Source organism: Arthrobacter sp. NQ7 (assembly GCF_029581595.2).
In the GTDB taxonomy this organism is placed as follows: domain Bacteria; phylum Actinomycetota; class Actinomycetes; order Actinomycetales; family Micrococcaceae; genus Arthrobacter; species Arthrobacter phenanthrenivorans_B.
In genome coordinates this window covers 94,578-108,843 of sequence record NZ_JARFXU020000013.1, presented here as the reverse complement: position 1 = coordinate 108,843, position 14,266 = coordinate 94,578, and the positions used below count along the sequence as shown (strand labels likewise).

General features: G+C 67.7%; 13 protein-coding genes. 12 read left to right on the top strand and 1 reads right to left on the bottom strand.

The window, feature by feature from the left end:
• Position 1: 1 nt before the first annotated feature.
• Genes PUN71_RS14650 through PUN71_RS14630 form a run of 5 tightly spaced genes read left to right on the top strand, consistent with a single transcriptional unit; the run spans position 2 to position 4,983 of the window.
• Entirely contained in the window at positions 2-907 is a 906-nt protein-coding gene (locus PUN71_RS14650; RefSeq protein WP_277798988.1) for a carbohydrate ABC transporter permease, read from the top strand.
• A 14-nt stretch (positions 908-921) separates the two neighbouring features.
• Positions 922-2,112, top strand: coding sequence for a Gfo/Idh/MocA family protein (locus PUN71_RS14645; protein ID WP_277798987.1), 1,191 nt, complete (start codon positions 922-924; stop codon positions 2,110-2,112).
• 41 nt (positions 2,113-2,153) lie between these two features.
• Positions 2,154-3,158, top strand: coding sequence for a sugar phosphate isomerase/epimerase family protein (locus tag PUN71_RS14640; protein ID WP_277798986.1), 1,005 nt, complete (start codon positions 2,154-2,156; stop codon positions 3,156-3,158).
• A 26-nt stretch (positions 3,159-3,184) separates the two neighbouring features.
• Positions 3,185-3,883: a ThuA domain-containing protein gene (locus PUN71_RS14635; protein ID WP_277798985.1), complete on the top strand. Its 699-nt coding sequence runs from the start codon at positions 3,185-3,187 to the stop codon at positions 3,881-3,883.
• Positions 3,868-4,983 (top strand): Gfo/Idh/MocA family protein, encoded by a 1,116-nt coding sequence (locus PUN71_RS14630; protein ID WP_277798984.1) that lies wholly within the window; start codon positions 3,868-3,870, stop codon positions 4,981-4,983. Before PUN71_RS14635 ends, PUN71_RS14630 begins: the two co-directional genes overlap by 16 nt.
• Positions 4,984-5,021: 38 nt before the next feature.
• Here the strand turns inward: PUN71_RS14630 and PUN71_RS14625 are convergent, their stop codons facing one another.
• Positions 5,022-6,173, bottom strand: coding sequence for a GGDEF domain-containing protein (locus PUN71_RS14625; protein WP_043453983.1), 1,152 nt, complete (start codon positions 6,171-6,173; stop codon positions 5,022-5,024).
• 444 nt (positions 6,174-6,617) lie between these two features.
• On the opposite strand from PUN71_RS14625, the gene rsgA reads away from it, so the two are divergent.
• The 7 genes from rsgA to PUN71_RS14590 all read left to right on the top strand — a co-directional run bounded on the left by rsgA (position 6,618) and on the right by PUN71_RS14590 (position 14,192).
• Complete coding sequence (rsgA, locus tag PUN71_RS14620) at positions 6,618-7,739, top strand: ribosome small subunit-dependent GTPase A (protein WP_277799003.1); 1,122 nt, start codon at positions 6,618-6,620, stop codon at positions 7,737-7,739.
• A gap of 43 nt (positions 7,740-7,782) precedes the next feature.
• Positions 7,783-8,493 (top strand): alpha/beta fold hydrolase, encoded by a 711-nt coding sequence (locus PUN71_RS14615; RefSeq protein WP_277798983.1) that lies wholly within the window; start codon positions 7,783-7,785, stop codon positions 8,491-8,493.
• A gap of 47 nt (positions 8,494-8,540) precedes the next feature.
• Entirely contained in the window at positions 8,541-9,644 is a 1,104-nt protein-coding gene (locus PUN71_RS14610) for an agmatine deiminase family protein (RefSeq protein ID WP_277798982.1), read from the top strand.
• Positions 9,638-11,416 carry an amidase gene (locus tag PUN71_RS14605; protein WP_277798981.1) on the top strand — a complete coding sequence of 593 codons (1,779 nt, stop codon included), beginning with the start codon at positions 9,638-9,640 and terminating at the stop codon, positions 11,414-11,416. The genes PUN71_RS14610 and PUN71_RS14605 overlap by 7 nt, the downstream gene beginning before the upstream one ends.
• A gap of 179 nt (positions 11,417-11,595) precedes the next feature.
• A complete protein-coding gene (locus PUN71_RS14600) occupies positions 11,596-12,534 on the top strand; it encodes a pentapeptide repeat-containing protein (RefSeq protein ID WP_277798980.1) in 939 nt (312 codons plus the stop codon).
• A gap of 42 nt (positions 12,535-12,576) precedes the next feature.
• Positions 12,577-13,827 carry a D-arabinono-1,4-lactone oxidase gene (locus PUN71_RS14595; RefSeq protein ID WP_277798979.1) on the top strand — a complete coding sequence of 417 codons (1,251 nt, stop codon included), beginning with the start codon at positions 12,577-12,579 and terminating at the stop codon, positions 13,825-13,827.
• A gap of 23 nt (positions 13,828-13,850) precedes the next feature.
• Positions 13,851-14,192, top strand: a complete 342-nt coding sequence (locus PUN71_RS14590) for a hypothetical protein (RefSeq protein WP_277798978.1) — start codon at positions 13,851-13,853, stop codon at positions 14,190-14,192.
• Positions 14,193-14,266: the final 74 nt, after the last annotated feature.

The following is a 14,266-nucleotide window of genomic DNA, read 5'->3' as shown; positions in this document are numbered from 1 at the left end:
GGTGAGCACCGTCCTGAAAAGCAATACCCAGCAGGCCAGGACCACGTCGTCCGACGGCGCTGCGCCCGCCACGCGCGGACTCGGCTCCCGGTTGAGGCGGCTCAACATTCCCGGCGGCCTGGGCGGCTGGATCTGGCTGACCATCATCATCCTGCCGGTCTACTACGTGGTGATCACCAGCTTGAAGACGCAGGCAGGGTACTTCGGCCAGAATCCGCTGGCCCTTCCCACCTCGCCCACGCTGGAGAACTACCAGATGGTGCTCGAGGCCGATTTCGCCACGTACTTCATGAACAGCGCCATCGTCACGCTCGGCTCCGTGGTGCCCACCGTGCTGATCTCGTTCATGGCCTCGTTCGCCATCGTCCGCGGCAGCGGCAGGTTCCTCAAACTGGTCAACGGAATGTTCCTGATGGGGCTGGCCATCCCGCTGCAGGCAACCATCATCCCCATCTACCTGATGATCATCCGGCTCAATCTGTACGACAGCCTGCTGGCACTGATGCTGCCCTCCATCGCCTTTGCCATCCCGCTGACCGTCCTGATCCTGTCCAACTTCATCCGGGACGTTCCGAACGAGTTGTTCGAGTCCATGCGGCTGGACGGCTGCAGCGAGTGGCAGACCATGTGGCGGCTGGCGCTGCCACTGACGCGCCCGGCCATCGTGACGGTGGCCATCTATAACGGCCTGCACGTCTGGAACGGGTTCCTGCTTCCGCTGGTTCTCACCCAGAGCCCCGGCCTGCGCGTCCTGCCCTTGGGCCTGTGGACCTTCCAGGGCGAGTTCAGCGTCAACATTCCCGCCGTCCTCGCCTCCGTGGTGCTCAGTACCCTGCCCATCCTGGTGCTCTACGTGGTCGGCCGCCGCCAACTGCTGGCGGGCCTGACCGCGGGCTTCAGCAAGTAGAAAGGACCCTCGCAATGACCACCGCACAACCCCTGCGGGTCGGCATGGTCGGTTACGCCTTCATGGGTGCGGCCCACTCCCACGCCTGGCGGACGGCACCGCGGTTTTTCGACCTTCCGCTGCAACCACGGCTCGCCGCCGTTGCCGGCAGGAATGCCGACGGCGTCCGGGCCGCAGCGGACAAGCTGGGCTGGGATTCCGTGGAGACGGACTGGCGCCGCCTGATTGAGCGCGACGACATCGACCTCATCGATATCTGCACGCCCGGCAACACGCACGCCGACATCGCCATCGCCGCCCTCGAAGCCGGCAAGCACGTGCTGTGCGAAAAACCGCTCGCCAATTCCGTCGAGGAAGCCGAGCGGATGACGCTGGCGGCCGAAACCGCAGCCAAGCACGGGGTCTTCTCCATGTGCGGCTTCAGCTACCGCCGGACCCCCGCCCTGGCACTGGCCAAGCGGTTCGTGGACCAGGGCAGGTTGGGAGAGATCCGGCATGTGCGGGCCCAGTACCTGCAGGACTGGCTCTCGGATGCCAACGCGCCCATGACCTGGCGGCTGGACAGGAGCAAGTCCGGCTCCGGCTCCCTGGGCGACATCGGCGCGCACAGCATCGATGCCGCCCAGTGGGTCACCGGCCACAACATCACCGGCGTGTCAGCGCTGCTGGAGACGTTCGTCCCCGAACGTCCGTTGGCGGGCGACCTGGTGGGGCTTGGCGGCCACGGCGACCTCAGCAGCGATGCCCCGCGCGGAAAAGTCACCGTCGATGACGCAGCCATTTTCAGCGCAAAGTTCGACGGCGGCGCTGCAGCAGGTGCCATCGGCGTCTTTGAGGCCACACGGTACGCGCTGGGCAGGAAGAACGCCATGCGCCTGGAAGTCAACGGCACCAAGGGCTCGCTCGCCTTCGACTTCGAGGACATGAACGTCCTGTCCTTTTATGACGCGGCGGAGTCCCCCGACGCCGGTTTCCGGCGCATCTTCGTCACCGAACCCGAACACCCCTACGTCGGGCACTGGTGGCCCACCGGCCACGGGCTGGGGTACGAACACGGCTTCACGCACCAGGTGGTGGACCTCGTCACTGCCATCGGTGAAGGCCGGCAGCCCGACCCCTCGTTCGCGGACGCCCTGCAGGTGCAGCGGGTCCTCGCCGCCGTCGAAGCCAGCGCCGCGAACTCCAGCCAGTGGCAAAAAGTCTGACCAGCCACACCCGAACAGTCAACGCAACCAAGGAAAGATACATGACACGACCAATCACGCTGTTCACCGGGCAGTGGGCCGACCTGCCTTTCGAGGAAGTGGCGCTTCTCGCGGGCGAGTGGGGCTTTGACGGGCTGGAAATCGCCTGCTGGGGCGACCACCTTGACCCCCGCCGGGCCGCGGAGGACGACAACTACCTCCAGGGGCGCCTGGACATCCTTGAGAAGAACAATCTCAAGGTCTTCGCCATCGCCAACCACCTGACCGGCCAGGCCGTCTGCGATGACCCCATCGACGAACGCCACCAGGGCATCCTGTCCCCGGAGGTCTGGGGCAACGGGGAGCCCGAAGGAGTACGCCGCCGGGCCGCCGAGACCATGAAGGACACAGCCCGTGCCGCCAGGCGGCTTGGCGTGAAGACCGTTACGGGATTCACCGGCTCATCCATTTGGAAAGCCGTGGCCATGTTCCCGCCTGCATCCCAGGCGATGATCGACGCCGGCTACCAGGACTTCGCGGACCGCTGGAACCCCATCCTGGACGTCTTCGACGAGGAGGAGGTCCGGTTCGCCCTGGAGGTCCATCCATCGGAGATCGCCTACGACTACTGGACCACCAAGCGCACGCTGGAAGCGATCGGGCACCGCAAAAACTTCGGCCTGAACTTCGACCCCTCCCACTTCATCTGGCAGGACCTGGATCCCGTCATGTTCCTGCAGGACTTCGCGGACAGGATCTTCCACGTCCATGTCAAGGAATCGGTCCGCCAACTGGATGGCCGCAACGGCCGGCTCGGCTCGCACCTGGCCTGGGCGGACCCCCGGCGCGGCTGGGACTTTGTCACGGCAGGGCACGGGGACGTGCAGTGGAACCGGATCTTCCGGACGTTGAACGCCATCGGCTACGACGGCCCCACCAGCATCGAATGGGAGGATGCCGGCATGGACCGCCTCATCGGCGCCCCGCAGGCACTGGCCATGGTGCAGGAACTCGCCCGGATCGCCCCTCCCGCGGCCGCCTTCGACGCCGCCTTCGCCAGCCGCTGAAGCAACCCAACGCAAGGAACAGACCCATGACAGAAAACAAGGCAGCCCTCGTCGTCCGCGGCGGCTGGGATGGACACCAGCCCTACGAGGCCACCGAGCTCTTCATCCCCTACTTGAAAGAGAATGGCTACGACGTCCGGGTGGAGGAATCCCCCAAGGTCTACGCCGATGCCGGCTACATGGCAGGGGTGGACCTCATCATGCAATGCATGACCATGTCCACCATCGAAAAGGACGAGTTCGCCGGACTGCGGGCAGCCGTGGAGAACGGCACCGGCCTGGCCGGCTGGCACGGCGGCATCGCCGACTCCTACCGCAACACCTCCGACTACCTGCACCTCATCGGGGGCCAGTTTGCCTGCCACCCCGGCAAGCACCCGGACGAGTGCATCGGCGAACAATCAGACAACTACGTGCCCTACACCGTCAACATGCTGCCCGCAGCCGCCGATCACCCCATCACCAAGGGCATCCAGGACTTCGACCTGGTCACGGAGCAGTACTGGGTCCTGTCCGACGACTACATCGACGTCCTGGCCACCACCACGCAGAAAGTCCGCGGGTGGGACCCCTGGCACCGGGAAGTCACCTCCCCCGCCATCTGGACCCGGCAATGGGGCAAGGGCCGCATTTTCGTGGCCACCCCGGGCCACCGGGTGGAAATCCTCCAGGACCGCAACGTACGCACCATCATCGAAAGGGGCCTGCTGTGGGCAAGCCGTTGAACGTAGGAATCATTGGCTGCGGAGCCATCATCACCCAGTACCTGGCCAGCTTCCGGCGCCTCGACCCCATCAGGCTGGTGGCCGTGGCGGACCTGGATCCGGCACGCGCCCAGGCAGTCGCGGATGATTACGACGGCGTCAGGGCCATTTCCGTGGAGGAACTGCTCGCCGCCGACGACGTGGACCTCGTCCTGAACCTGACCATCCCCGCAGCACACGCGGACGTGGCCCTGAAGGCGATCGCGGCAGGGAAGAGCGTCTACGGCGAAAAGCCGCTCGCTGCCACCACCGAAGAGGCCCGCCAGGTGCTGGACGCCGCCCGCCAGGCCGGCGTCACCGTCGGCTGCGCCCCTGACACCGTGCTGGGCACCGGAATCCAAACCGCCCGCAAAGCCATCGACGACGGCCTCATCGGCGCCCCCATCTCGGCCTCGGCCACCATGGTGACCCCGGGCCACGAACGCTGGCACCCCAACCCGGACTTCTACTACCAGCCCGGCGGCGGCCCCCTCCTGGACATGGGCCCCTACTACGTCACCGCCCTCGTGACGCTGCTCGGCCCGGTGGTGTCGGTGATCGGCGCCGCCAGCCACACCCGCAACGAACGGACCATCGGATCCGGGCCCCGGCAGGGCGAAAAGGTGCCCGTCAGCATCGACTCCCACGTCACGGGGATCCTGGTCCACGCCTCCGGTGCGCTCTCCACCCTGTTCATGAGCTTCGATGCCGTAAAGTCCAAGTCACCGAACATCGAAATCCACGGCGAGCAGGGATCCCTCGTGGTTCCGGACCCCAACCACTTCGACGGCGACGTGCAGCTGTTCTCACTCGGTGCCGAGGACTGGGAGACCCTTCCCGCCTCCGCGGGCTACGTCGATTCCGGGCGCGGATTCGGCATCGCAGACCTGGCATCCACCCCGCACGGCAAGGAACCGCGCGCCGGAGGAACCCTGGCCTACCACGTCCTGGAGGTCATGGAATCCGTCCTCAAGGCCGCCCACAGCGGCATGACCGTGGCCATCCAGAGCACCGTTGACCGGCCGGAAAGCGTGCCGCTGACCGCGCTGGCCGAACAGGCGGACGCCGTCCAATCCCGGTAGGCCGGAGGAACCGCGCCGCGCCGCTGGGCGCAGCAGGGCTACCGCAGCCCGTCGCTGCGGGCGGCGCGGTTCCGGCCCAGCGACTTTGCCCGGTACAACGCCTCATCCGCTGCCTCGATGAGCCCATCCACGGTGGAGGTCCCGCCGTCGTACGTTGAAATGCCGTAACTCGCCGTGGGCATTTCCATGCCGTTCCGCGTCTCTGCGCCGGCCAGGCGCCTGCTGATTTCCTGGGCGATCGCCTCGGCCCGTTCTGCGCTGGCCCCGGGAACCAGGATCACGAATTCTTCCCCGCCGTACCTCCCGGTCAGGTCGGTGGAACGCACGGTAGCCACGCAGGCGTCGGCGAAGGCCTGCAGCGCCATGTCACCGGCCGCATGGCCGTAGGTATCGTTAACGGCTTTGAAGTGGTCCAGGTCCGCCAGGATCAGCGCCCCGGAACCTCCGGTGATGGTCCGGTCGGCCAGCTGCTCGGCCGCAAGATCAAGAAAGGCCTTGCGGTTCAGCAGGCCGGTGAGGTCATCTCGGGTGGCCACCACGCGCAGGGCGCGGGTCTGCTGTTCGGTGCTCAAGGCCGCCATGCTGAAGGAAACCACCACCAGCAGCACCATGGTCACCATGGTGGTCACGGCCGATCCGAACACGGTAGTGAAGACCACCCCCTCCGGTCCCTCCACCAGGAACGCGAGCCAACGGAAAAAGTAAAAGACGGAAAGGCCGCCTGCAGCCACCGCCATGGGGAGCCGGACCCGCGAATAGCCCGGCTCAAGGCGCCAGAGCTCGCGCGAAGCCAGCCCGATGGTCAGGCTCATGGCGGCCAGGAACACCGGGCCGCCGGACCAGGTATTGGTGGCCGGATGGTCCAGCAGGGAAGCCACCAGGGTGACCAGGGGAATCCCGGTGAAGGCCCACCTTGGCGGCCGCACCGTCCGCAGCGAGCGCGCCCCGGCCCACACTGCCACACCGCCGTGGACCAGCAGTGTGTTGCCCACCGGATTGGCCCACACCTGGTGCGGGGTGCCGTCCAGCAGGAAGCAGCCGGATCCGGTCAGGAAGAAGAGGAGGGCACCGCACCACCACGCACTGTATGGCGAGCGCGTCAACCGGTACGCGGAAAAGTAGAAGAGGACCACCAGCACCAGGGCCATCAGGCCAAAAGCGATGCGCAGGGTTGCCGTGTCCAGAACCATGTGACCGCAGTGCCCCCAAAACCCAAATGCCCACGCCAGTATCGAATCGCAGCATACAGGCTGCTGGTGGTCCTTACCCCTGATCGGAATAACATAACGGGCCCGGGGGTGGGTTATCCGGCACCGAAACGCCCTGCCCTCTGGCGGAAGTGGCACCACCCCAGCTCTGGTCCCCGACGCCGGCGGCCACTAGAGTGGGATCCGGCCCCACCCTGCCGTCCCGGCAGGGCAACGGAACGCCGCACGAGGGAATGGAGGTGGTTCTGATGACTGCTGTCGCCGCGCGCCTTGAGCGCCCAGCATCCACACCATCAACCATCCTTCCCCGCTGCACCCGCCTCACCTGACGGCGCCTGTCCGGAACACCGCGGCTGCACGGGGGACTTTCCCAAGGAAACCACCGTACATCCTTCTTCAGGCAACGCCCTCAACAACACCTCGGGCATCAGCCCATCCCTTGCCGACGGTCCGGCCGCCTACGGCTACACGCCCGGCGTGGACCGCCACTTCAACCAGCACCCATGTCCCGGGGCCACCGGACGCGGGCGGGTGGTGCGCGTGGACCGCACCCTGCTGCTCGTCGCCGTTACCGATGGGCTGCTGCACCTGCCCTATCCGCTGTCCGGTGAACAGCCAGTCACCGGCGACTGGGTCTGGCTTGGACCCAACCGCGCGGGCCACCGGCAGATCCTTGCCGTCCTTCCCCGCCGTTCCGAACTCAGCCGCAAGCGCGCGTTCGAGGACTCCTCCGAAGAGCAGGTCCTGGCCGCGAACATGGACACCGTTGGAGTGGTGGTACCCGTGGACCGGCCGCTCACCCACAACCGGCTCGAGCGCACCTTGGTTGCCGCCTGGGACTCCGGCGCCACTCCGCTGGTGATCATCACCAAGGCTGACCTTGCCCAGGTGGCGGACGACGTCGTCGGCAAAGTCATCCTGCAGGCGGCGGGCGTGGAGGTGGTCACCACGTCCGCGGACAACGGCGACGGCATCGACGAGCTGCTGGCCCGCATTCCGGCCGGCGGCACCATCGTCTTCCTCGGCCCCTCGGGCGCCGGCAAGTCCACCCTTGTCAATGCGCTGGTGGGACGCGAAGTCCAGCAAACCGGGGCGGTCAGGTCCGGGGACTTCAAGGGCAGGCACACCACCACCGCCCGCGAGCTGGTGCCGCTGTCCAACGGCACGGTGCTGATGGACACCCCCGGCGTGCGCGGCTTCGGACTGTTCGACGCCGGGGAGGGCCTGGGCGGGATGTTCGGCGACGTGGAGGAACTGGCTGCCGGCTGCCGGTTTGCGGACTGCGGGCATGGAAACGAGCCCGGCTGCGCCGTCCGGGAGGCGATCGGGACAGGTGCCCTTACCCTGCGCCGCTGGAACTCCTACCAGAAGATGCAGCGGGAGCTGGCCGCGCTTGCACGGCGGTCCGACGTCGCCGCCCAGCGCGCGTACCACCGTGAGTGGCACCAGAAAGTGGTCTCCGGGGAAAAGTCGCAGCGCTGGGCTGAGCGCGAAGCCGCCGAGCGCGGCAACCGGACGGGAGGAAAGGACCGGAAGCGGAAGCGGTAGCACCCCTTGCTGCCGTGTCGGGGCCGGGGAGTAGGGTTCGGTCATGGACATCATCCTGGTTCCCGGTTTTTGGTTGGACGCCTCATCGTGGGACGCGGTGACGCCTGCATTGGACGCTGCAGGCCACCGCCCCCGGCCCCTCACGCTTCCCGGGAAAGAGTCGGCGGACGCCAACCGGGCGGGCATAACCCTGCAGGACCATATCGACGCCGTCGTGGAGGCCATCGACAATGCGCCCGGCAAGGTCGTCCTGGTGGGCCATTCGGGCGGCGGTGCCATCATTCACGGTGCCGTGGACGCGCGGCCAGGGAAGGTGGAGCGCGCCATCTACGTCGACAGCGGGCCGCTGGGTGAGGGTGGCGTCATCAATGACGAATTGCCGGCCGAAGGCGACGACGTGCCGCTGCCGCCGTGGGAGAGTTTCGACGACGCCGACCTGGTGGACCTGGACGATCAACTCCGCCAAGCCTTCCGCGCCCGCGCAGTCCCCGAGCCCCGCGGTGTGGCGTACGGACGGCAGCACCTGCATGACGAACGCCGGTATGGGGTACCCGCCACGGTGATCGCATGCGAATTCCCCTCGGCGATGCTGCGTGAATGGATGGCGGCCGGGAACCCCTTCGTGGCGGAACTGGCAAGGGTTGGCGACGTCGAATTCGTCGACCTGCCCACGGGGCACTGGCCTCAGTTCACCAAGCCGGCGGAACTGGGGCGCGCCATCGTGGCGGCCGTGGACCGGGGACGCCGGAACTGATGCGACACACTCTTGCGCACCGCCTGCGGTGTCCCCATAATAAATGAATGGCATTCATTTATTCGACCGAAGCCCGGGGCAACGCCGCCGCTGGGCACTCCTCCCCCGACTCCCAGCTCCGCATGCCTGCAGAGTGGGACAGGCACCAGCGCACCTGGATGGGATTCCCGCCGCCGAACGACACCTTTGGTCAGGTGGGAAGCCCAACCCTGGACCGGGCCCGCGCAGCCTGGACGCGGGTTGCCCAAACCATCGCCCGGTACGAGCCGGTCACCGTGCTGGCAGACCCCCGCGATGCCACGGCCGCAAGGGAATGGCTGGGTGAGGGTATCGACGTCGTGGAGGTTCCACTTGACGATGCCTGGCTGCGGGACAGCGGCCCCACCTTCGCGCACGGCCAGGATGGATCACTGGTGGCCGTTGACTGGATCTTTAACGGCTGGGGCGCCCAGGAGTGGGCGGCCTGGGACAAGGACCAGCACGTGGCCCGGAGCGTGGCCGCCGGTATCGATGCGCCGGTAAGGCCCAGCCCGCTGGTGAACGAAGGCGGCGGGTTCCACGTGGACGGCCAGGGAACGGTGCTGTTGACCGAGACGGTCCAGCTCGATCCGGGCCGCAACCCCGGTGCCACCAAGGCATCGGTCGAGGCGGAGTTCCACGCTGCACTCGGCACCACCAAGGCCATTTGGCTTCCGCGCGGCCTGACCCGCGACTACGACGAATTCGGAACCCGCGGCCATGTGGACATCGTGGCGGCCTTCGCCGGGGCAGGTACCATCCTGCTGCACCGCCAGGATGATGCCGCGCACCCCGATCATGCCGTCTACCTGCAGCTGAAGGCAGTCCTTGCCGGCCAACTGGACGCCCAGGGCAGGCCTTTGCGCATCATCGACGTTCCCGCGCCCACAACGCTCAAGGACGATGAGGGCTGGGTGGACTGGTCCTACATCAACCATTACGTCGCCAACAACGTGGTGGTGCTCTGCAGCTTCGACGATCCCAACGACGCCATCGCGGCCGGCATCCTGGAGCGGGCCTATCCAGGACGGACGGTGGAACTGGTGGACGCCCGTGACATCTTCGCCTTCGGCGGGGGCATCCACTGCATCACGCAGCAGCAGCCTGCGGCCAAGGACGGAGGGTCATGGTGAAGACCGCCCCCACGCAAACGCTTCCGAGTTCCCAGCGGCAGTTCGATGTGGTGGAGGCCGGCATCAGCCGGCTCCGCGCCGCCCTGGACTCCGGCGAGGTGACCAGCGAGGAACTGGTCCGCCTGTACCTGGACCGCATCGAGAAGTATGACTCTACCGGCATACACCTGAACGCCCTCGTCGTCCTGAACCCGGAAGCCATTGCGGAGGCCCAGGCGTCGGACCGGCGCCGGGCGGCCGGCTTCACTCTTGGCCCCCTCGACGGCATCCCCTATACGGCGAAGGACAGCTATCAGGTGGAAGGGCTCACCGTGGCAGCCGGCTCGCCGGCATTCAAGGATCTGGTGGCCCAACAGGACGCCTTCACCATCGAACGGCTGCGAGCCGGTGGAGCAGTGCTGATTGGCCTGACCAACATGCCACCCATGGCCAATGGAGGTATGCAGCGCGGGGTATATGGGCGGGCGGAGAGCCCCTACAACGCCAACTACCTCACCGCGGCCTTCGCATCCGGTTCGTCCAACGGTTCAGGAACCGCCACCGCGGCCAGCTTCGCAGCCTTCGGCCTGGCCGAGGAGACCTGGTCCTCGGGGCGGGCACCGGCGTCAAACAATGCGCTCTGCGCCTACACGCCCTCGCGCGGAGTCATCTCCGTGCGCGGCAACTGGCCCCTGGTGCCCACCATGGACGTGGTGGTGCCCCATACCCGCACGATGGCCGACCTGCTTGAAGTCCTGGACGTGGTGGTCGCTGACGACACCGAGACCCGGGGGGACTTCTGGCGGGTCCAGCCCTGGATTCCGGTGCCCAAGGCATCCGCCGTCCGCCCGCCGTCGTACCTTGACCTGGCCGTACCGGACGCTGACGCGGCCGCTGGCGTGCTCGCGGGCAAGCGGTTCGGCATTCCCCGGATGTACATCAACGCCGATCCCGAAGCCGGAACGGCTGCGGCACCGGGCATCGGCGGACCCACCGGGCAGAGGATCGAGACCCGCGCCTCGATCCTGAAGCTGTGGAATGCCGCGCGGCGCGATCTTGAAGCCGCAGGCGCCGAGGTGGTGGAGGTGGACTTCCCCGTAGTGTCCAACTACGAGGGCGACCGTCCCGGCGCACCCACCATCGCCACCCGCGGCCTGGTGCCCCCGGAATACCTCCGGCGGGAAATCGTGGACTTGTCCGCCTGGGCGTGGAACGACTTCCTTGAAGCCAACGGTGACCCGCGGCTCAGCCGCTTGGCCGACGTGGACGGTTCCGCCATTTTCCCTGCCCCGGCCGGTGCCCTGCCCGACCGCTACGACGGCTTCGATGACGACATCAGCGACTACCCCGCCTGGATCCGCGAACACGGCGTTCCGGATCTTGACCGCATTCCGCACCTGGCCGACGGCCTGGCCGGACTGGAGGAAACCCGCCGCGTGGACCTGGAGGACTGGATGGACCGGATGGGCCTGGACGCAGTGGTGTTCCCGGCGGCCTCGGACGTGGGACCGGCCGATGCCGACACCAACCCCGCCTCGGCGGACATGGCCTGGCGCAACGGGGTGTGGGTGGCCAACGGGAACCTGGTTCCACGGCACCTCGGCATACCCACCGTCACGGTTCCCATGGGGGTGGCGGAGGACATCGGGATGCCGGTGGGGTTGACCTTCGCCGGCAAGGCGTACTCCGACACAGACCTGCTCCGCCTTTCCGCCGCGTTCGAAGCCACCGGCCGCCGGCGCGTTCCGCCGCCCCGCACCACGCCTGCCGCTGGTCAGGAGATCCCTCGCTGAACCAGCCACAGGGGGATATTCTGGAGTCAGTGACTTCCCTTCCTTGCCGTTGACTTCCAGCCATCCGACGTTCCCGTCCTTCCATGCAGGAACGGTGATTCCGTGCGCCCGGGAGGGGGACCCAGCCCTGGGTTCCCCTCCCTTCCGCACCCTTATCGGAACCACCTTCGGGAGCCACCATGAAACCCACTGCACCCTCATCAACGGACAATTCCCCCGGCCGGGGCACCCTCCGGCCTGACTGCGCACACTGCTTCGCGCTGTGCTGCACCGCTTTCGGATTCGCGCGCTCGGCGGACTTCGCCATCGACAAGCCGCCTGCCACGCCGTGCGCCAACCTGGCTGCGGACTTCTCCTGCACCATCCATGACCGGCTCCGGCCCCGGGGCTTCACCGGCTGCACGGTCTTTGACTGCTTCGGCGCCGGACAGGCGGTCAGCCAGCGGCTGTTCCACGGCGTCAGCTGGCGCGACAACCCGGACTCCGCGGCCGGTATGTTCGCCGCCTTCAGGGTCCTGCGCCAACTGCACGAGATGCTGTGGCTGCTGGGCCAGGCCGCGGTAAGGGCCTACGGCCCGGATACTGCCGGGGACGTGCGGCACCTGGCGGGCGCCGTCCGGAAGGTCGCGGACAGCGGGCTGGAAGACCTCCTGGCGGCCGACGTTGAGTCCCTCCACCGGCGGGTGGGCGAGACGCTGCGCGTGGTCAGCGAAGAGGCACGCGCCGGATACTTTGGCAAAGAATCCACCCACGGGGGTTACTCCACCCCGAGCCGGCGGGCGTCCCTGGAGGCCGGCGCTGACCTGGCGGGGGCCGACCTGCGGGGGATCCCGCTGTGCGGAGCCGATCTACGCGGCGCCTGCCTGATCGCAGCCGACCTGCGGGGCGCCGACCTGACGGCGACGGACCTCCTGGGGGCGGACCTGCGGGACGCGAGGCTCGACGGCGCCGACCTCGCCGGTGCGCTCTTCCTCACCCAGCCGCAGGTCAGCGCCGCCAGGGGCAGCGGATCGACCAGCCTCCCGGCCGGCCTGGAGCAGCCGAGCCACTGGGTGGCGTCCCCGCCTGCACAAGCTCCGACCGCACGGCGGAAGCGCCTTGACAGGCGGGATTGTTAGCGCTGACAGTGGAGGAAACCGACCCCAAGTGAAAGCCACCCGATGAAGAACTGGGCAGGAAACCTCGAATACTCCTCCGCGGACGTCGTCCGGCCGGAATCCGTCGCTGAGCTGGCTGAAGCAGTGGCCGCGGCACCGCGGGTGAAGGCGCTCGGCTCCCGGCATTCGTTCAACCGGGTGGGCGATACCGACGGCGTGCACGTGCTTCTCGACGCCCTGCCGCAGCAGGTGGAGCTGGACACCGCCCGGGGGACCGTACGGGTCAGCGGCGGAGTCAGCTACGGCGCGCTGTGCCGCACCCTGGAAGAGTCCGGCATGGCAATCCACAACCTTGCCTCGCTGCCGCACATCTCGGTGGCGGGCGCGGTGCAGACCGGAACGCACGGCTCGGGGGTGAACAACCAGGCACTTGCGGGTGCCGTGGAATCCATCGAGCTGGTCAGGGCGTCCGGCGAGCACGCCACTCTCAGCCGCGCGGACGGGGACGAATTCCTGGCCAGCGTGGTGGGCATCGGCGCCCTGGGCATCGTCACCGGCCTGGAACTGTCGGTGCGGCCAAGCTTCACCATGCGCCAACGGGTCCTTGAGGACCTGCCCTGGGAGAACGCGCTGTCGGATTTCGGTGCCATCGTGTCCAGCGCGTACAGCGTCAGCCTGTTCACGGACTATGCCGGCGACAGGATCAACCAGGTCTGGCTCAAGGCCGTTGAGGGCGAGCCGCCGCTTCCCGGCTTGTTCGGTGCCAGGGCCGCCGTCAGCCCCCGGCACCCGCTCCCGGACATGTCCGCCGAAAACTGCACCGCGCAGCTGGACCAACCCGGACTGTGGCTGGACCGGCTGCCGCACTTCCGCCACGAGTTCACCCCAAGCAACGGGGACGAACTGCAGAGTGAGTTCATCCTTCCCCTTGAGCATGCCCCCGCGGCGCTCCAGGCCGTCCGTGGCCTGGCGGACCGGCTGGCGCCCCTGCTGTTCGTCTCGGAAATCCGGACCGGCGCGGCCGATGAGTTCTGGCTCAGCCCGTTCTACCGGCAACAAAGCGTGGCCCTGCACTTCACCTGGAAACCGCTGCAGGCCGCTGTGGAGGCCGTCCTCCCAGAACTCGAAGAGGCGCTTCGGCCGTTCGGCGCACGCCCGCACTGGGGCAAACTGTTCACCGCCGGCGGGCATGACTGGGCGCAGTTGTACCCCCGCTTCGACGACTTCCGTTCCCTCGCCGCACGGCATGACCCCGAGGGCAAATTCCGGAACGGACTGCTGGACAGCATCCTGGGCGTGCCGGCCCGCCATTAACCTGCCACCGGTACGCTGGGGGCATGAGCTTCCGCACCGCCGTCGCGCCCGCCACCGCACTGTGCACTGCCCTGCTGCTTACGGGCTGCGGCGCAGTGGGGGAAGCTGCCGGCAACGCCGCCAGCGATGCCGCCTCCAAAGCCGCCTCCGCCGCCGCCCAGGAACTGAACCGTCAGATCTGCGCAGTGGTCCAGGACGGCCTGGTCAGTGCCTCGGACAAGCAGGTGCTGGCCGGGCTGGTTTCGGCCGCCCGGACCGCCGGGGTGCCCACGGAAATTACGACGCCGCTGGGCCAGATTGCGGAGGCCGGGGACCAGGTGCCGGCCGGCTCCGTCCAGGCCCTGAGGGACGCCTGCCAGGCCTGACCGGCCCGGGGGCCGGAAGTCCCTTCAGCCTGCTCTTTCCCGCGGCTACCGTGGAGTGACAGCCCGTAAGCGTG